The sequence below is a fragment of the Saccharospirillum alexandrii genome, from assembly GCF_043641555.1.
GTDB classification, from domain to species: Bacteria; Pseudomonadota; Gammaproteobacteria; order Pseudomonadales; family Natronospirillaceae; genus Saccharospirillum; species Saccharospirillum alexandrii_A.
The window spans coordinates 618,468-635,892 of the sequence record NZ_JBHZRJ010000001.1; the positions used below are offsets into that span (position 1 = coordinate 618,468).

The window sequence follows — 17,425 nt, forward strand, 5'->3', positions numbered from 1 at the left end:
AGGTGACTATGAAAGCCTTCGACTATCCCGTTTTTGATGTCCAAATCGCCGCCTCAGTACCAACTGACAGTGATGCTGTGCTGGAATGGCGTGAACGCAGTGTGTTGACTGTCATTGCCGACCGAAATCGCGAGCGGGATCAAACGCTGGCGCCAGATGAAGCGCCAAAGGGGCAGTGGACCTTTGTTAAGCTGGCGACGGCCAGTTCCGTTTTCGAGCGCCTGACTCAGGCGCGTAAGGCGATGTCTGGTGCCTGGCAGGTGGGTGATCAGCATCTGACGCTGGTGGCCGACAGTGCCGAAGCACTAGACGCCTTGCTCAGTGCGGCACTGGCGGCTTTGTATGTGTTGCCTACCTTCAAGCAGGACCCCGCCCCGGCACCGACGGTGAGGCGTATTACGCTGGTTGGGCCGATCGCCGATGCTGACGTGCGCATTCGCTGTGCCGAGGCCGAAGGCAATGCCCTGACCCGGTTTTTGTCAACGATGCCTGCCAACAAGCTGACGCCCTGGTCCTATCGAGACTGGGTGGAAGACCTGGCCGAAGCCGAAGGCTGGGGTTTTCGGGTATACGATTATAAAGAGCTGCAGCAAATGGGCGCGGGCGCCTTTCTGGCCGTAGCCCAGGGCTCGGAGAGTCAGGATGCTTCCATCGTGCGGGTGCAGTATCGCGGCAAACCGGAATCAACCGACACCCTGGCCCTGGTCGGCAAGGGCGTCTGTTTCGATACCGGGGGCTATAACCTGAAAATCAGCGGCAGCATGTTTGGCATGCACGGTGATATGGGCGGCAGCGCGGTAGTGCTGGGCAGCCTGCTGACAGCCACCCGATTGGGTTTGCCGTTCAACATGACCGGCTGGCTGGCCCTCGTAGCCAACCACCTGGGGCCCAATGCCTATCATGCCAATCAGGTGGTGCGGGCGTTGAACGGCACCACCATTGAAGTGGTGGATACCGATGCCGAGGGCCGGATGATTCTGGCTGATACCCTGACGCTGGCGTCGCGCGAACGGCCGAAATGGGTATTTGACTACGCCACCCTGACCGGCACCTGCATTGCTGCCCTCTCTACCCGATACAGTGGCGTTTTTACCAACCATGATGCCTGGTGGATGCCGCTGATCAGTACCGGCCAGCGCAGCGGAGAGCGGGTCTGGCCTTTCCCGATCGACCCGGATTACGATGACCAGATTAAAAGCGACATTGCCGATATTCAGCAGTGCAACCCGGGCAAGTCGTCCGACCATATTGACGCAGCGCGCTTCCTGAGCCGGTTTGTGGAGGCGGGCGTACCCTGGGTGCATGTCGATCTGGCGGCCGATAGCCACAAAGGAGGCCTGGCCCATGTTCCAACGGATGTGACTGGCTTTGGTGTTCGCCTCACACTGCAGTGGCTGCAGGACTGGTCGTCCGGTGCAGACTGAGTCTGCCAGAAATCGTCATCGGGCTGTCATCTGGCCCCGGGTTGACTGCGTACAACCCGGTAACCCCACCTAATTGCAAAGAGTGCCCGCCCATGTTGAGTAACGAAGCCGCAGCTGTCCGTGAAGCACTGGTGCACCAGGGTCTGGAGACCCCCATGGTCGACAATGGCCTGAGCAATGAACAGAAACGAGAGCGCATCACCGGGCTGATGGCGGAAGTGGCAGGTACCCTCGGGCTCGATTTAACCGACGACAGCCTGATGGAAACCCCGGCGCGCATCGCCAAGATGTACGTTGAAGAGATTTTCTCCGGTCTCGATTACAGCACCTTCCCTAAGATCACCCAGATCGAGAACAAGATGGGCCTGCATGAGGTGATTAAAGTGCGGGATATTGGCGTGCTCAGCACCTGTGAGCATCATTTCATCACCATCGATGGCTGTGCCCGCATTGCCTACATTCCCAAAGATACGATTATTGGCCTGTCGAAACTGAACCGCCTGGTACGCTTCTTCGCCCAACGGCCTCAGGTGCAGGAGCGTCTGACCCGTCAGATAATGGTATCGCTGCAAGTGCTGCTCGGCACCGATGACGTGGCCGTGCATATTGATGCGAAGCATTACTGTGTAAAAGCACGCGGCGTAATGGATGAGCAGTCCCAGACCGAGACCATAGCGCTGGGAGGGGTATTCAAAAAAGACGCCGGGTTGCGTACTGAGTTTTTAAGTTAGTAGCCAAGTTACGGAATTCGGGTCACATTGGAGGCTATGGACCGCGCCGGCTACCAGGTATGCCTCTGTGGGGTCGGCGTAGATACGTCCATGTAGCCTAGGCCGCAACATCCATGTTGCGGACTTCCCCACAGAGGCACACCCGGCACCCGGCGCTAGTCTCCCGGGCGAACTCCAACACTAGAGTTAGCGAGCAACCCGATTCAGTATGAAACCAGGTTGCGTGCAGATAGTTCGATCTCAGTGCAGTTTCAACCGCGGCCGAATCGCATGATTTAACCGGTCGATTACCGTCAGCAGTGCCGTTCTGGCCACACCATGCAGTGCCACCTGATGCTGCCGATACAGGCTGATGTAGACCATCCGGGCGATTCGCCCTTCGATCATCATGCTGCCCCGGGTCAGATTGCCCATCAGTGAGCCCACCGTGCTGAAGCGGCTCAGGCTGATCAGCGAACCATGGTCTTTATACCGGTATTCAAGCAGAGGCTTCTGCTGGCGCTGACGCAGCATGTTTTTATAAACATGGCTGGCCATCTGGTGTGCCGACTGGGCGCGGGGCGGTACCCAGCGATCACCGGGTTGCGGGCAGGCACTGCAGTCGCCAAGGGCCCAGATGCGGTCGTCTCTTGTTGTTTGCAGCGTGGCACTGACCAGCATCAGGTTGTTGCGGGTGGTTTCCAGCCCGGCCAGATCTTTGAGAAAACCCGGAGCACGCACGCCGGCCGCCCATACCATGATCGACCCTTCAATGCGTTCGCCATCGTCTGTTTCCAGTGCACCCTCATGGCCTTTGACGACCTTGGTCTGGGTGCGGACGGTGACGCCCAGTTGACCGAGTTCGTGGGTGACCGTCTGGCTGATGCGATCGGGCAGGGCGGGCAAAATGCGCGGCCCGGCTTCGACCAGGGTAACGTCCAGATGTTCCGGGCCTACGTGGCCGAGGTCGTAGTCTTTCAGTACGCTGGCAGCGTTGTACAGCTCGGCCGATAGCTCAACCCCGGTGGCGCCGCCGCCGACGATGACCAGTTTTAAGCGTTCATCCAGACCCTGAGCCCGGGCCCGGTCGAGTCGCAGAAAGGCGTTGAGCAGGTGCTGGTGGAAGCGCTCGGCCTGGGCCGGGGCGTCGAGCACCATGCAGTGTTCCTTGATGCCGGGAATGTCGAAATCGTTGGTGACGCTGCCCAGAGAAAAGACCAGTTGATCGTAGGGGACGCGGCGTTCATTGAGCACGGTGGTGCCTTCGCTGTCGACCAGGGGCGCCAGAATTACCTCGCGTTTTTCCCGGTCCAGATCGCAGACGGTGCCCAGCGTAAAATGAAAGCCGTTACGGCGCGCCTGGCCCCGGTAGTTTACCTCATCGACACCCGCATCCAGCGAGCCGGCGGCGACTTCGTGCAGCAGCGGTTTCCACAGGTGGGTGTTGTTGCGGTCGATCAGCGTAATATGCGCTTGCTTGCGCCGCCCCAGCTTTTTGCCCAGGCGCGTGGCCAGTTCAAGGCCACCGGCACCGCCACCGATGATGACAATGTTCTCCGGCTGAGTGGTTGTGTTTTGAGTCACATTGGACTCCTTTGGTCATGAATAATCGGTTCGGGGCTGTTCTCAATTCTGGAGGACTAGTCATCCTGCTCCCATAAATCGAACCCGGTGCCCCGGGAATTCAGTTTTAACGCAATGCCGTAGGGTACTGGCCACTGCCAGGTATGCTCAAATGGCTGCTCCAACAGCGTTGCAGCCAGGGCGCGCAGGCTGCCAGCGTGGGCAATCACGATGCTGTGCTCATCGAGTGATGTTTGCATCGCCCAGGCATATACCCGGCTGAACAGATCGCGGCCGGATTCCCCGCCCGGCATGCAGTAATCGAGCGGCTGTTTCGCCCAGTCGTCCAGAGCGTCGCGATCAATATCGGACCAGGGGCGTTGCTCCCAGTCGCCAAAATTCAGTTCTCGCAGCGCCTCGACCTCCATTATCTGATCAGCCGGGGCCAGGGCCAGGGCAATGGCCAGACAGCGAGGTGACGGGCTGCAATACAAGGGCCCTGGTCGCTGCGCGAACCTGGCAGGCAGCGACCGGGCGGTTTGTTCCGCCGGTTCTGCCAGAGTCGGGTCGCTGTGCCCGTAACAGACACCGGTTTCGGCCGGTGCGCCGTGTCGAATCAGTATCACCGGTATCCTTCCATGATGACGGTTAGGTTTTCTATCCCTGCTCAGGCAATGAACGCCAGCAAGATCAGCACGGCCAGCGTTTCCTGCAGTTGCTGGGCAGCGCCCAGGCAGTCGCCAGTGTAGCCCTGAATGCGGCGCATAAACCAGCGGTTCAACAGGGCGCGAAGCAACAGGGCTCCAAGCGCTAGGCCGAGCAGCTGCATCGGGCTTAGCCACCAGACTAACCCCATTACGGGTACCAATGCCAGCACCGAGGCGCCTGTGCCAAAGCGGGTGGCCAGGGGTTTGCTTTTGCTGTTGTCGTCGCGGGCGTAGGGGAGCGTCCAGAGGGTTGAGATGGCCCAGAACCGGCTCCAGGCAGCGATCAGTGGCAGCGCCCACCAGGGCGACAGGCCTTGCTCGAACAGGGTTGTCCAGGCCAGCCAGCGAATCAGCAGGGTGACTACAAGGGCTGCCGCGCCATAGGTGCCCAGGCGGCTGTCTTTCATGATGGTGAGCACGGCCTCGCGGGTGAAGCCACCGCCAAAGCCATCGAAGGTGTCGGCCAGGCCGTCTTCGTGAAAGGCGCCGGTCAGCAACAGGCTGAAAGCCAGCATCAGTGCAACCGCCACGGGCCAGGTCCATAAGGTGCCTGCGGCCATCACGACCAGCGCCAACATCAGGCCGAGAATCGCCCCGACCCAGGTAAAATAACGGCTGCTGTGGTTCAGCAGCGCGTCGTCAAAGCGGATACCCGGGGGCGGCGGCAGGCGGGAGAAGAAGATCCAGGCGTTGAAGAAACTGTGCCACTGGGTGACGAGCCAGGGTTCCGTTCGGGGGGTATCCGGTGATGGCATTGCGCTCAATTACCCCCAGCGGTATCGACGCCGGCACTGTCGAAGCTGGCCATTTCATCGAGCATGGCAACGGCGGCCCGAATCAGCGGCCAGGCCAATACCGCACCGGTACCTTCGCCCAGACGCAAGTCGAGCTGCAGCAGGGGTTTTACACCCAGAGCGGTGAGCATGCGCTGGTGACCCTGCTCGCCGGAGACATGGCTGAACAAGGCGTAGTCGAGGATCTCCGGGTGGTCGTACCAGACAGTCAGCAGGGCGGCCGTTGCCAGAAAGCCATCGACAATAAAGAGTTTGCCCAGTTCTGCCGTGGCCGCCATGGCCCCGGCGATCATCGCCAGTTCAAACCCACCCAGGTGCTGCATGATGGCGCGACCCGAGGTAAGGCCTGCCTGGTGCAGAGCCAGTGCCTGGCGAACCACCTGGGTTTTGTGTTCAATCAGTGTGGCGTCGGCCCCGGTTCCGGCACCTACGCAGTCGGCCGGGTCGAGCTTCAGGCAGGCGGCCATCAGCGCCGCACCCGCGGTGGTGTTGCCAATGCCCATTTCACCGAAGCTGAGAATGTCGGCGCCTTCGGCCAGTTGCATTTCTATGATGTCGGCGGCTTTATCGACCGCTAGCTGGTAGTGCTCGCGGCTCATGGCGGGCTGACGCATCAAGTTCGCGCTGCCGTCGCCCAGCCTGGCGTCAATCAGGTTAGGGTGGGCGGGCAGTGGATCCCCCTTGAGCCCGGCATCGACCACGGTCAACCGAACGTCCTGCTGCCGGCAAAACACGTTGATGGCGGCACCACCGGCCATAAAGTTCAGCACCATCTGGCGCGTCACGTCGCTGGGGTAGGGGCTGACACCTTCCTCACAAACACCATGGTCGGCCGCAAATACACAATGATTCAACCGACTGAGCTGCGGGCTTAAACTTTGCTGAATACGAGCGATCTGCGCCGCCACTGCTTCCAACTGACCCAGAGAACCGGGCGGCTTGGTCTTGTTATCGAGCGTATTTTGGATAACAGCATCAAGACTGTTGTCTGCGGCGGTAATGGTAAATCGATCCTTCGGCATAATTTGACGTTCCCTCTGGTGGGTGAGTTTGGATCCCTGGTTGCCCGCTGGGTTTGCCTCGTCGGCAGCTGACACTTGAGTTGTAGCCATGGTAAAAACCAAGTCAAACAATCCAGTTATTTCAATTTTTGCGGTAACCCAGCCACAACCCAGGTGACCTGATCAGCCTGCTTTGCGATAGCCTGATGCAGCCAACCAGCTTCATCAACAAAACGCCGGTTCAGTGCGCCCAGGGGCACAATGCCCTGGCCGACTTCATTGCTAACCAGAAGGATATCAGCCTGTGGTTGTCGCAATTGGTCCAACAGGGCGGCACGCCGTTCAGACCAGGATGCAGTCTCGGTTAGCAGGCAATTGCTAAGCCATAAGGTCAGACAATCTACCAGAACAGTGTGGCCAGGTTGATCTCTTTTGGCCAGTTCCTCGGGTAGCGTCAGCGGGCATTCACAGGTTTCGAATCGGGGAGAGCGCAGGGCCTGGTGTCGCTCCAGTCGGTCTGCCATTTCTGCATCGCCGGCTTCGGCTGTGGCCAGATAGTGAAGTGGGCCGTCGGCTGCAAGAGCAATGCGTTCGGCATAACTTGATTTACCGGAACGGGCTCCGCCGAGGATCAGGTGCACAGTCAAATGAGATCTCCGGTTTTGAACGATAGACCACACATGCCGAGATACCTTTGATGTGGGCATTTAATAGTTGGTAAATCTATAGCCTTTGGAGGCAATCTAAAAATCGATGCTGAGCGAGCGTTGGCGATTGGGTGTCCCTGTCTGGGGTAGTCCGTAACATGGACTAAAACGCCAGGAGCGTTTTAGCATGAGCGAAGCGAGCCCGTATGGGTGAATCCCATGGAGGGGATTCATATCATGCGGTCTAAGCCCGAAGCGTCGGACCGCCATGGATAGATTTACGCCGACCCCGGACAGGGATACCCGGTCGGGAACGCGTACTCAAGGCACTCAAGCCGGAGTAGCCGTCAAACGGCGATGTCAGCCAGATTACCCTTGGATTCCAACCAGTTTTTACGGTCACCGGAGCGCTTTTTAGCCAGCAGCATGTCCATCATTTCGACGGCGACGTCGTTGTCGTCGATGCGCAGTTGCACCAGGCGCCGGGTATTCGGGTCCATGGTGGTTTCGCGTAGCTGCAGCGGGTTCATTTCACCCAGGCCCTTGAAGCGGGTGACCTGAACTTTGCCGCGTTTCTTTTCGGCTTTTATGCGGTCGAGGATGCCGTCGCGTTCGTCGTTATCGAGGGCGTAATAGATTTCCTTGCCGATGTCGACCCGGTACAGCGGGGGCATGGCGACGTAGACGTGGCCGTTGTCGACAAGGGCGCGGAAGTGGCGCATGAACAGGGCGCACAACAGGGTACAGATGTGCAGACCGTCCGAGTCGGCATCGGCGAGAATACAGACCTTACCGTAGCGCAGACCCTCAAGGTTGTCGGTGTCGGGGTCGACGCCCAGCGCAATGGCAATGTTGTGGATTTCTTCGCTGGCCAGCAGCTCATCGCTGGCGACTTCCCAGCTGTTCAGGATTTTGCCGCGCAGCGGCATGATCGCCTGGAAGGTGCGGTCGCGGGCCTGTTTGGCTGAGCCGCCGGCTGAATCACCCTCTACCAGAAACAGCTCGCTGCGGCTGGTTTCGCTGCCGGAGCAGTCGGCCAGTTTGCCGGGCAGGGCAGGGCCCTGGGTGACTTTCTTGCGGGCGACTTTCTTGGCCTGCTTCAGGCGGCTTTGGGCGTTGCTGACCACCAGTTCGGCGATCTGTTCGGCGATGTCGGTGTGCTGGTTCAGCCAGAGGCTGAAGGCATCTTTAACCACGCCGGAAATAAAGGCTGAAGCCTGGCGCGACGACAGCCGCTCTTTGGTCTGACCTGAAAACTGCGGATCGCGCAGTTTGAAGCTCAGCACGTAGTGGCATTTGTCCCAGACGTCTTCCGGGCTCAGCTTGACGCCGCGCGGCAGCAGGTTGCGGTATTCGCAAAAGTCACGCAGAGCGTCGAGCAGGCCCTGGCGCAGGCCGTTGACGTGGGTACCACCCAGCGCAGTCGGAATCAGGTTAACGTAGCTTTCCTGTACGCCTTCACCGCCTTCGGGCAGCCATTGTACGGCCCAGTCGACCGCTTCGTCTTCACTGCTGAACGCGCCGGTAAAGGGTTCGGCTGGAATCGGGTCGTAGACCACGGTGGCGTTGTGTAGGTAATCGCGCAGGCCATCTTCGTAATGCCAGGTGTCGGTTTCGTCTTTCTCTTCGTTGTAGAAGGTGACTTTCAGGCCGGGGCACAGCACCGCTTTGGCACGCAGTACATGGCGCAGACGGCTGGCGAGGAATTTGCCGCTATCGAAGTATTTGGGGTCGGGCATGAAGCGCACGGTGGTGCCGGTGTCGCGCTTGGCACAATTGCCGATCTCTTCAAGCTCGGAGGCTTTGTCGCCATTGGCGAAGCCCATGCGGTAGAGTTTGCCGTCGCGTTTTACCGAGACTTCCAGCAGCGTCGACAGGGCGTTAACCACCGAGATGCCCACGCCGTGCAAACCGCCCGAGAACTGGTAGTTCTTGCCAGAGAACTTACCCCCGGCGTGCAGCCGGGTCATGATCAGTTCGATGCCGGGTACGCCGTGTTCAGGGTGAATATCCACCGGCATGCCGCGTCCGTTATCGGCAACCGAGAGCGAGCCGTCTTTGTAGAGCACCACTTCCATACTGGTGGCATAGCCGCCGATGGCTTCGTCGACGCTGTTGTCGATGACTTCCTGGGCCAGGTGGTTGGGGCGGGTGGTGTCGGTGTACATGCCGGGGCGCTTGCGCACCGGGTCAAGACCGCTCAGGACTTCAATGGCGTCGGCCGAATAATTGCTCTGACTCATGCTCGGGAGTGCCTCATCAATCTGTCTCGCAAGGTTCTTGCTGAAAGTCAGCCAGGAAGGGGCTGAAGAATGGGGTTAGGATAATGGCTAAGCGGCACTGGCGTCGAGTGCCAGGGGGTATTGCCCGCACGGCGAGCATGGACCAAACCGCTGCCAGGCGGGCTACAGACCGGCAATACCGGGCCGGTCAGTAGCCTTTGACGGAGTAGTCGATCTCGAAGTCGACGCCTTCAACGCGGGTGAGGCCGGTGTCTATGCTGCCATCGGCATGCAGGTCGAGCCAGCGGTAGCCAGGGCCTTCTGTGTCGATCGAAAAATCTTTGCTTTTCGGTTCGAACTGAACGCAGGTCGAAGGCGTTGATAGGTATCGCAGGCCATCGTGCACTTCATCACTGCTCTGGTGCACATGTCCCCACAGCAGGGCACGCACGTTGGTGTGGCGGCCCAGCACGGCCATCAGTTCCGATTCGTTGTGAATGCCGATCTTATCGATCCAGCGGCTGCCCATTGATTTTGGGTGGTGGTGAAAGGTCACCAGGGCGTGTTTGTCGCTGTGTTGGGTCAGGGCTCGGTCGAGCAGGGCGAGCTGGTCGGCGGCGAGGTGGCCGTAGACCTTGCCGGGCACGGTGCTGTCGAGCAGTACAATGACCCAGTCGTCGGTGGTAAAGACGCTGCGTGCCATGGACGGCCGGCCGGTCAGTGCCAGGGCCTGGCTCATATGCTCGCGGTCGTCGTGGTTGCCTGCGGTCCAGAATACGGGTGCGCCGAGGCGATCCATCCGCCCGATGAAGGTGGTGTAGGCGCCGACGGACCCATCCTGGGCGATGTCGCCGGTGGCGAGCACAACGTCGATCTCCGGGCGCTCCGCGACCACGCGGTCGAGCACCAGGTCCAGGCTGTTCAGGGTGTTCATGCCCAGCAGAGTGCCTTCCTGGCTGGCATGAAGATGGCTATCGGTGATTTGCACCACTCGTACTGTCTGCTGTTTCAACATGTCAATCCGCAGTCAACGGTTATAAATCCATTTTTACACAAAGTTCGGGCTAAATGTAACACGCCCTGTGCATTTCGCGACCTGGCTCTCTTTTTAAACTCAAGTTTCGGAGTTCAGGTTTCCTGAGAGGCATTGGTCCGCAGCGGGCACCGGGTATACCCCTGTGGGGTCGGCGTAAATCCATCCGTGGAGCCTAGACCGCAGCATCCCTGCTGCGGACTACCCCACAGGGGTATACCCGGCACCCGCTGCTAGTCTCCTGAGCGAACTGCGAAATTTGAGCTTGAGCCCACTTACCGCACAGAATGAAGTGAGCTTTCTTTCTGTTACTGCTCCGGCGACGTAGGCTGCCAGCGCTCTTCGGTAACGCCGTGCTGCATCAGGTGCGCCAGCCATTCGCCCAGATACTGGTTGGCCTGGGCTTTTTCATCGATCTGGTACATCTGTTCGTTCGGGTAGGGGTATACGCCCGACATTTGCTTGCCCTTGGCCCAGGTGACGACTTCAGCCATACGCGCATCGTGGTACATGCGCAGCGTCAGCTGCACCTGGTTGAGCGGTTCGGGCAGGGCGGGGTTGTCTTTGCTCAGGGTGAGGGTGGTGGTGAACTTGAATCGCTCCTGCACATCAATTTGCACGCGCACCGGTGTCTGCCCCTTGCCGCCGCCCCATTGAAAGGCGTAGTGGCTTTTGCTCATATCACCGAGCAGCCGTTCCAGGCGCAGGAAGTTGGCCTCGGACAGGGCATTTTGCTCCGGCAAATCCGGGATGTAGCGTTTATTGATCAAGGTGGCGATGGCCTCCGGGTGGTACAGGTTTCATTGAGCGGACCAGTGGTCTCTCAGCCAGGTCAGGTTCAGTTGCACCCATTGCAGGGCGATCAGGCTGGCGGCGTTGTTGATGGTGCCGTCTTTACACCAGGCGAAGGCTTGCTCCAGCGGCACCCGGTGGACGCGTATGTCTTCGCCTTCCTCGTCGAGGCCATGGATGCCGCCGACGCCCTGGCTGTCGACTTCGCCAACGAACAGAAACACGCGTTCATTGGTGCCGCCCGGCGAGGGCAGATATTGGGTGATGGGGTGTAGCCGACCCAGTTCAACCCCGGCTTCTTCCTGGGCTTCGCGGCGGGCAACCTGTTCGGGAACCTCGTCTTTATCAATCAGCCCGGCCACCAGTTCCAGTAACCAGGGGTTGGCCAGGCGCAGGGCGCCGACCCGAAACTGCTCGACCAGCACCACATGGTCGGTGGCCAGGTCCAGCGGCAGCACGCACACCGCATCGTGACGGTCCATCAGTTCGCGCTGTATGGTCAGGGATTGGCCCGCGAATGTCTGGTGAGTCAGAGTGTAGCGGTCCATGCGGTAGAAGCCTTCGTAAAGATGCTCAACCTGGTCAATGGTGTGGTGGAACGTCAGGGTGTCACGGCTCATGGGCATCCTCTGGGTCAGCGTCGTGATTCAGGCCGGTTGGGTCGGCACGGGTATGGCGCGACAGTATGGCACAGTCAGCACCGGCGTCGAGTTGGCTGCCCGGGCGATGGTGACTTTTGGGGCTTCTGGTTGGGGGGGATTCGGGTCACACTGGTGCAATAATCCGTAAAGCCCGGGCCGACGACTGTAAACCTGCGCCCCAGGCGGCATAATGGCGGTTCGATACCAGAACAGTGCCCGTCACGGCGGTGTACCGGCAATAACCGGGTTCGCCGACAAACGTATAACCAAGAGACAGGAACAATGGCAGTGAATCGATTTGTAGCAAGCATCACTCTGGCGCTGGCTTCCGCCGGAGCCTGGGCTGAGGTGTCGCTGATGGATGTTTATCAGCAAGCGCTCGAGAACGACCCGGAACTGGCGATTCAGTCGCTCAACCAGCGAGTATCGGCCGTGCAGGTAGACTCGGGCTTCAGCGAACTGTTGCCGAGCGTTAATGCCTCGGCGGGTTACACCGTGTCGAGCACACCTGGCAATGGTGTCGGCCCCGATTTCGACAATGGCCAGAGCGTCAGCGCCCGGGTGACGGCGAGCCAGAATATTTTTGCGCTGGCGGCAATAGACGCCTATGAAGCCCTGAAGTTGAATGCGTCGCGCGTTGAAATCGAAACCATTGCTGCCCAGCAGTCATTGATTGTGCGCGTGGCTGAGGCTTACATCAGTGTGTTGCGCGCCAAAGAAGGCCTCGATTCAGCCCAGACGCAACTGCGCGCTGTGGAGCGCCAGGCTGAACAAACCGAGCAACGCTATGAAGTGGGTCTGGTTACCGTGACGGATGTGCTGGACGCTCAGGCCACGCTGGATCAATCCCGCGTGGCCCTGATCAGCGCCAACAGCGAGTACGACATCGCCCTGCAGAACCTCTCGGTATTAACCGGTGAAGTGCCGGATTCGGTCATGGCCATTGGTACCCGTCTGCCGATCAACATGCCGGTCGAGAATGGTCAGGATCGCTGGATCGATTACGCCCTGGACAATCACCCGAGCATTCTCGCGGCCCAGAAAGGCCTGGAATCCGGCGAGCGTGAGCTGCAGGCGCGGCGCAATAACCGTTTGCCCGTGCTCAGTGCCAGTGCATCGGTCAATTATCAGGACAACGCCAGCGATGGTGTCGACTTTGACGACCGGCTGGGCAGTTCAATCGGCCTGTCGTTGTCGGTTCCGCTGTACACCGGTGGCGCTACCTCGGCACAAATCGTATCAACCGGTTTGCAAAACAACATTGCGGAACAGCGCCTTGAACAACTGAAGCGCAATACCCGAATTCAGGTGGGCACCTATTACCGGCAGCTGCGCACAGCGGCGCAGAATATCGATGCCCAGGCGCGCGTCGTGGAATCCCGCGAGAGCGCTTTGCAAGCGACTGAGGTAGGCTACGAAGTCGGAACGCGGAACATTGTTGAAGTACTGAACGCCCAGCAGGCTGTGTTTGCAGCCCGGCAGGATTTCGCCAATGCCCGTTACGATTATGTGATCAGTGGGTTACTATTGAAGCAGTCGGCCGGTCAGTTGTCAGTGAGTGACCTGGAACAAATTGAGTCTTATCTGGTTAGTTTTTAAGGCAGATCCTGGTTTTTTGATTGGCTTTTTTTACCATCCACTCAATTCCGGCACAGAATACCGTTAGTTAAGCCAGCCAGCGTTTGCTGGCTTTTTTGTGTTTAGATTGCATCAGGCAGGAGTCCCTGAATTATGTTGACGGTTCATCACCTGGAAAAATCGCGCTCGCACCGGGTGCTGTGGTTGCTTGAAGAATTGGGGTTGGAGTACGAGTTAAAAACCTACCAGCGCAACCCCAGAACCATGCTGGCTCCGGCTGAATTGAAAGCCGTGCATCCGCTCGGTAAATCGCCGGTGATTACGACGGGCGATATGACTCTGGCGGAATCCGGAGCCATTCTGGAGTGGTTGACGGAGCAGTATCCCGAGAAGGCATTATCAGTACCAGCGGCGGAACCTGACCGGGCCGACTATCTGTACTGGCTGCACTATGCCGAAGGCACACTAATGCCCTTGCTGGTGATGACGCTGGTGTTTCGGCGGGTGCCCAAGTCCCGCATGCCGTTTTTCGCCAAACCGGTGGCGAAAAACATCACCCGTCGCGTGATTGGCAGTTACATTCAACCCCAGGTGGATACCCAGCTTCAGGTGTTGAACGATCACTTGCAGCACCGTGACTGGCTGGTTGCCGACCGCTTTACCTGTGCCGATATTCAGCTCAGCTACCCCCTGGAAGCGGCAGCCGGTCGCTATGGGTTGGGCGATGCCTATCCGGCGTTGACGGCCTATCTGGAACGGTTGCGTGCACGCCCGGCGTATCAGGTGGCTATCGACAAGGGTGGACCGGTCACCCTGTAGCGCTGGTGTAACCACGTATTTGGCTATACTTCCGGTCTCTGTTTTCTGATTTGAGCGGTTATGCCTGAACACAATAAAACGCACAGTGCCCGGCCATCCCCCAATGCGGCGGTCGCTTGGGCGTTGATTGATAAATTGCGTGAAGGCATTGTCCAGTTGGATGCGCAGGGTCGTATTGAACTGATTAATAAGGCCGCCTGCGAACTGTTTGGTGGGGATGGCAATGCCCTGTACGGCCAGGCCTGGGAGGCGGTGTGTGACCATTGCATGAGCAATGGGCGTCGCTATGCCCCGGGCCAGAGCCCGATTCGCCAGGCACTGTCTGATAACCGCGAGCGGCGTATCGAAGGCGACCGTTTTGTTGGGCTCGATGGTATCAGCCGCGTAGTCAGTTACGACTGCCTGCCCGTGGCCGACGACCAGGCTTCGGGCATGGTGATCAGCTTTGTTGATGTGACCGCCGACTTGCTGACGGAGCAGTTGCATACCTGGGAAGCTTCCATTCTGACCCTGATGTCTGGTGGTGCCCGCCTAAGTGCATTGATCGAGGCCATACTAAACGGGCTCGATGTGCTAACACCCGGTGGTCAGAGTGCGCTGGTGTTGTCTGACTCCAGCTCCCAGCCAGGCAAGGCGATATTCACGGTCAGTCTTACGGCCCGGGCGTGCGATGATTTACTCCGTGAGTCGACCGAACTCTCCGGGAAATCGAGTGGTGATGTGTGGCCGGTCAGAGATGACGCCGGTCGGCTTCTGGCCAAACTCTATTGCCCTGGGTTCAGTCAACTCGAAGACGGGCAGCGAGAGCGACGGGTTCTGGAACGAGCGGTCAGTCTGGTTCGACTGGCACTGGAACAAGACCAGGTACACCGCACCCGGGAAGACAGTGACCGACGGTTTCAGCAACTGGCAGAGCAGGTCAGTGAAGTGTTCTGGCTAACGCAGAGGGATGGCACCCTGTTGTACGTTAGCCCCGCGTTCGAGCGAATTTGGGGTGTGCCGGTAGCAACGCTTTATCAACAGCCATGGGTGTGGGTTGACTGTGTGGTCGCTGACGATCGTGACCGGGTGATCAAGGCACAGGCGTTGCAATCGGGCGGTCACTATCAGCTTGAATACCGCATCAGCCGGCCAGACGGAGGCATCCGCTGGATCGAGGATCTGGCCTTCCCGGTCAAAGACGATGCTGGCCAGGTGATCCGTATTGTTGGCACCGCGCGCGATATTACTGCGCGAAAGTCGGCCGAGCAGCGTATTGATGGTCTGTTGTCGGACCTGCGGCGCAGCAACGATGAATTGCAATCCTTCGCAGCCATTGTCTCCCACGATCTGCAAGAACCGCTACGTAAAATTCAGATGTTTTCCGAACGTCTGCAACGGGATACGGAACACCTCGGTACACAGCAGATCCATTTCCTGGTTCGTATGCAACAAGCAGCCGTGCGGATGCGCAACCTGATACAAGCGCTGCTCAGGTATGCCCAGCTCAGCGCAATTGACGAGCCACAGCAACCCGTAGATCTCGACCGCCTGCTGGATGAGGTTCTGGCTGACCTCGAATTGAGGCTAAATGAAGCTGGGGCCCGCATCGTTCGCAAACCACTGCCACAGATTCAAGGGTATAGCAGTCAATGGCGCCAGGTTTTACTCAACCTGCTTGGTAATGCCCTTAAATTTCGTCGACCGGCAGTTGCTCTGGAAGTCGCCATTCACACGGAAATTTCCAACGACAACCATTTGCAATTAATCGTTGCCGACAATGGCCTGGGGTTTGATGTGACTAAGAACCCGAACCTGTTCAAGCCGTTCTACCGGGTTGGCCAGTCACCGGATGTTGAAGGCACGGGCATTGGTCTGGCCATTGTCGAGAAAATTGTGCACCAGCATGGCCTCACCATTCGGGTCGAGAGCACACCGAATCGAGGCAGCCGGTTTATTATTGAATGGCCGGAAGACGCGGGTAAGCCGATGGGCACCAGGCACTGGACTGTACCATGAACCTACTATTTGGCTTGAAAGGGGTTGCTGTACTGGCGGTGCTGGTCGTGTTTGTGACCGATGCGTACACCCCGCTCGGTTTTGCTCATGGCATGTTGTACTTGCCAGTGCTGATTCTCACGGTCTTTATGGATAGCCGACGCTGGGTGTTGGGCGTTGGTCTGGCGTCTGCCTTGCTGATTATTGTAGGGGTTTATACCTCTGGCTCGGCCGAGGTGCGGCCATCGGTGTTCTGGACCAATCGACTGGTGAGTCTGGCGCTGGTGGTAATTGTCAGTGTGTTGTTGGCCCGGCAGAATGCCCTGCTGACCGCCCGTCGACTGACCATTGAGCGACTCGACACCGACCGCTTGAAACAGGAGAGCAACGCCCGTTACCGGCAACGACTGTTCACAGAGCTGACTGATGCACTGCCGGTCATCGTCTGGATGGCGGATGATCAGGGGCAGGTCGATTTTCTGAATCAGGCACTGGCCGACTATACCGGCATTCCAATTTCAGCCATCACCTTGCCGGATGGCTGGCTGGAATTGCTGCACCCCGATGATCGGGAACCGACCATGGCCGTCTGGGAACGCGCGGTAAGAACAAGTCAGCCTTACACCATGGAATTTCGCATTCGCCGGCACGACGGCCACTATGGTCATTTTCTGGTCAGTGCCAAACCGGTTGGGCATCTGGAAGCAGGCCTGCGCTGGTATGGCACCGCCACTGACATGGACGAGTATCGTCAGTTGCATGAACAATTGAATCAGGCCCGGCGGCTCGAATCGATTGGGCAGCTAACCGGTGGTCTGGCGCACGATTTTAACAATCTGTTGGCGGTGGTAACCGGCAACACGGGGTTGCTGCGGGATATGCTGGTCGACCGCCCCCAGGCCCGGGAGCTGGCCGATGTCGTTCTGCAAGCGGCCGACAGCGGTGAGCGCTTGACCGACAGTTTGCTGGCGTTTGCCCGGCGCCAGTCGCTGACACCCAGGCGCCTTGAGCTCACCAGCCTGATTCAATCGCTGGAGCCTGTATTGCGCAACAGTGTTGGCGCGGCCATCCATTTTAGCGTGTCGTTACAACCGGACCTGCCGGCACTGGTACTGGATCAGGGGCAGCTGGAAAATGCGATGTTGAATCTGGCAATTAACGCGCGCGACGCCATGCCCGATGGTGGCTCACTTCAGCTGACTGTCAGCAGAGCGGATGAAAAAGCGGTCTTTGGCGACGGGCAAACCGCAGAGGGAACCGACTGGGTGATCATCGAGATGACGGATACTGGCCATGGCATGAGCGACGCAACCAGGCAGCGTGCGTTTGAGCCATTCTTCACCACCAAGTCGGCCAGCAGGGGCACCGGGTTGGGGTTGAGCCAGGTATTTGGGTTTGTTACTCAATCGGGCGGTGAAGTGCAGATACAGTCGGAACACAATGCCGGCACCCGGATGAGGCTTTGTTTTCCGGTTGTGGGTGATGCAGAGTAACTGAAACCGGACATTGTCCGTTAA

15 protein-coding genes are annotated in these 17,425 nt (G+C 58.8%); 6 read left to right on the forward strand and 9 right to left on the reverse strand.

The features are described 5' to 3' along the window. The first annotated feature begins 8 nt into the window (after positions 1 to 8). Complete coding sequence (locus tag ACHUE7_RS02695; protein WP_394168610.1) at positions 9 to 1,424, forward strand: M17 family metallopeptidase; 1,416 nt, start codon at positions 9 to 11, stop codon at positions 1,422 to 1,424. Positions 1,425 to 1,516: 92 nt separating this feature from the next. Beyond that, complete coding sequence (folE, locus tag ACHUE7_RS02700) at positions 1,517 to 2,155, forward strand: GTP cyclohydrolase I FolE (protein ID WP_348475879.1); 639 nt, start codon at positions 1,517 to 1,519, stop codon at positions 2,153 to 2,155. A 240-nt stretch (positions 2,156 to 2,395) separates the two neighbouring features. Here folE and ACHUE7_RS02705 read toward each other — a convergent pair whose 3' ends face one another. From ACHUE7_RS02705 to ACHUE7_RS02745, 9 genes are all read right to left on the reverse strand, one after another. Further along, a complete protein-coding gene (locus ACHUE7_RS02705) occupies positions 2,396 to 3,718 on the reverse strand; it encodes an NAD(P)/FAD-dependent oxidoreductase (protein ID WP_394168611.1) in 1,323 nt (440 codons plus the stop codon). A gap of 56 nt (positions 3,719 to 3,774) precedes the next feature. Further along, the gene (locus ACHUE7_RS02710) at positions 3,775 to 4,323 is read right to left on the reverse strand and encodes a histidine phosphatase family protein (RefSeq protein ID WP_394168612.1); all 549 of its coding nucleotides are present in this window, start codon (positions 4,321 to 4,323) and stop codon (positions 3,775 to 3,777) included. 41 nt (positions 4,324 to 4,364) lie between these two features. Then, on the reverse strand, positions 4,365 to 5,159 hold the full coding sequence (locus ACHUE7_RS02715; RefSeq protein ID WP_394168613.1) for an adenosylcobinamide-GDP ribazoletransferase: 795 nt from the start codon (positions 5,157 to 5,159) through the stop codon (positions 4,365 to 4,367). A gap of 5 nt (positions 5,160 to 5,164) precedes the next feature. Further along, the gene (gene cobT / locus ACHUE7_RS02720) at positions 5,165 to 6,220 is read right to left on the reverse strand and encodes a nicotinate-nucleotide--dimethylbenzimidazole phosphoribosyltransferase (RefSeq protein WP_394168614.1); all 1,056 of its coding nucleotides are present in this window, start codon (positions 6,218 to 6,220) and stop codon (positions 5,165 to 5,167) included. 116 nt (positions 6,221 to 6,336) lie between these two features. Beyond that, on the reverse strand, positions 6,337 to 6,840 hold the full coding sequence (gene cobU, locus ACHUE7_RS02725) for a bifunctional adenosylcobinamide kinase/adenosylcobinamide-phosphate guanylyltransferase (protein ID WP_394169148.1): 504 nt from the start codon (positions 6,838 to 6,840) through the stop codon (positions 6,337 to 6,339). A 353-nt stretch (positions 6,841 to 7,193) separates the two neighbouring features. Continuing rightward, positions 7,194 to 9,089 carry a DNA topoisomerase IV subunit B gene (gene parE / locus ACHUE7_RS02730; RefSeq protein WP_394168615.1) on the reverse strand — a complete coding sequence of 632 codons (1,896 nt, stop codon included), beginning with the start codon at positions 9,087 to 9,089 and terminating at the stop codon, positions 7,194 to 7,196. A 187-nt stretch (positions 9,090 to 9,276) separates the two neighbouring features. Further along, positions 9,277 to 10,083, reverse strand: coding sequence for a 3',5'-cyclic-AMP phosphodiesterase (gene cpdA, locus ACHUE7_RS02735; protein WP_394168616.1), 807 nt, complete (start codon positions 10,081 to 10,083; stop codon positions 9,277 to 9,279). Positions 10,084 to 10,409: 326 nt separating this feature from the next. Further along, entirely contained in the window at positions 10,410 to 10,871 is a 462-nt protein-coding gene (locus tag ACHUE7_RS02740; protein WP_394168617.1) for a DUF1249 domain-containing protein, read from the reverse strand. Between the two features lie 30 nt (positions 10,872 to 10,901). Then, a complete protein-coding gene (locus ACHUE7_RS02745) occupies positions 10,902 to 11,513 on the reverse strand; it encodes an NUDIX domain-containing protein (protein ID WP_394168618.1) in 612 nt (203 codons plus the stop codon). A 303-nt stretch (positions 11,514 to 11,816) separates the two neighbouring features. Between ACHUE7_RS02745 and ACHUE7_RS02750 the strand changes: the two genes are divergently transcribed. The 4 genes from ACHUE7_RS02750 to ACHUE7_RS02765 all read left to right on the forward strand — a co-directional run bounded on the left by ACHUE7_RS02750 (position 11,817) and on the right by ACHUE7_RS02765 (position 17,401). Next, the gene (locus tag ACHUE7_RS02750; RefSeq protein WP_394168619.1) at positions 11,817 to 13,133 is read left to right on the forward strand and encodes a TolC family outer membrane protein; all 1,317 of its coding nucleotides are present in this window, start codon (positions 11,817 to 11,819) and stop codon (positions 13,131 to 13,133) included. 132 nt (positions 13,134 to 13,265) lie between these two features. After that, complete coding sequence (locus ACHUE7_RS02755) at positions 13,266 to 13,931, forward strand: glutathione S-transferase (protein ID WP_394168620.1); 666 nt, start codon at positions 13,266 to 13,268, stop codon at positions 13,929 to 13,931. A 60-nt stretch (positions 13,932 to 13,991) separates the two neighbouring features. After that, positions 13,992 to 15,929 carry an ATP-binding protein gene (locus tag ACHUE7_RS02760; RefSeq protein ID WP_394168621.1) on the forward strand — a complete coding sequence of 646 codons (1,938 nt, stop codon included), beginning with the start codon at positions 13,992 to 13,994 and terminating at the stop codon, positions 15,927 to 15,929. Further along, a complete protein-coding gene (locus ACHUE7_RS02765) occupies positions 15,926 to 17,401 on the forward strand; it encodes a two-component system sensor histidine kinase NtrB (protein WP_394168622.1) in 1,476 nt (491 codons plus the stop codon). The genes ACHUE7_RS02760 and ACHUE7_RS02765 overlap by 4 nt, the downstream gene beginning before the upstream one ends. The last annotated feature ends 24 nt before the right edge of the window (positions 17,402 to 17,425 follow it).

Bases quoted from the DNA above. Each gene is read 5' to 3' on its own strand.
- ACHUE7_RS02695 (WP_394168610.1), top strand. From the start codon at position 9: ATGAAAGCCTTCGACTATCCCGTTTTTGATGTCCAAATCGCCGCCTCA.
- folE (WP_348475879.1), top strand. From the start codon at position 1,517: ATGTTGAGTAACGAAGCCGCAGCTGTCCGTGAAGCACTGGTGCACCAG.
- ACHUE7_RS02715 (WP_394168613.1), bottom strand. From the start codon at position 5,159: ATGCCATCACCGGATACCCCCCGAACGGAACCCTGGCTCGTCACCCAG.
- cobT (WP_394168614.1), bottom strand. From the start codon at position 6,220: ATGCCGAAGGATCGATTTACCATTACCGCCGCAGACAACAGTCTTGAT.
- parE (WP_394168615.1), bottom strand. From the start codon at position 9,089: ATGAGTCAGAGCAATTATTCGGCCGACGCCATTGAAGTCCTGAGCGGT.
- cpdA (WP_394168616.1), bottom strand. From the start codon at position 10,083: ATGTTGAAACAGCAGACAGTACGAGTGGTGCAAATCACCGATAGCCAT.
- ACHUE7_RS02745 (WP_394168618.1), bottom strand. From the start codon at position 11,513: ATGAGCCGTGACACCCTGACGTTCCACCACACCATTGACCAGGTTGAG.
- ACHUE7_RS02750 (WP_394168619.1), top strand. From the start codon at position 11,817: ATGGCAGTGAATCGATTTGTAGCAAGCATCACTCTGGCGCTGGCTTCC.
- ACHUE7_RS02755 (WP_394168620.1), top strand. From the start codon at position 13,266: ATGTTGACGGTTCATCACCTGGAAAAATCGCGCTCGCACCGGGTGCTG.
- ACHUE7_RS02760 (WP_394168621.1), top strand. From the start codon at position 13,992: ATGCCTGAACACAATAAAACGCACAGTGCCCGGCCATCCCCCAATGCG.
- ACHUE7_RS02765 (WP_394168622.1), top strand. From the start codon at position 15,926: ATGAACCTACTATTTGGCTTGAAAGGGGTTGCTGTACTGGCGGTGCTG.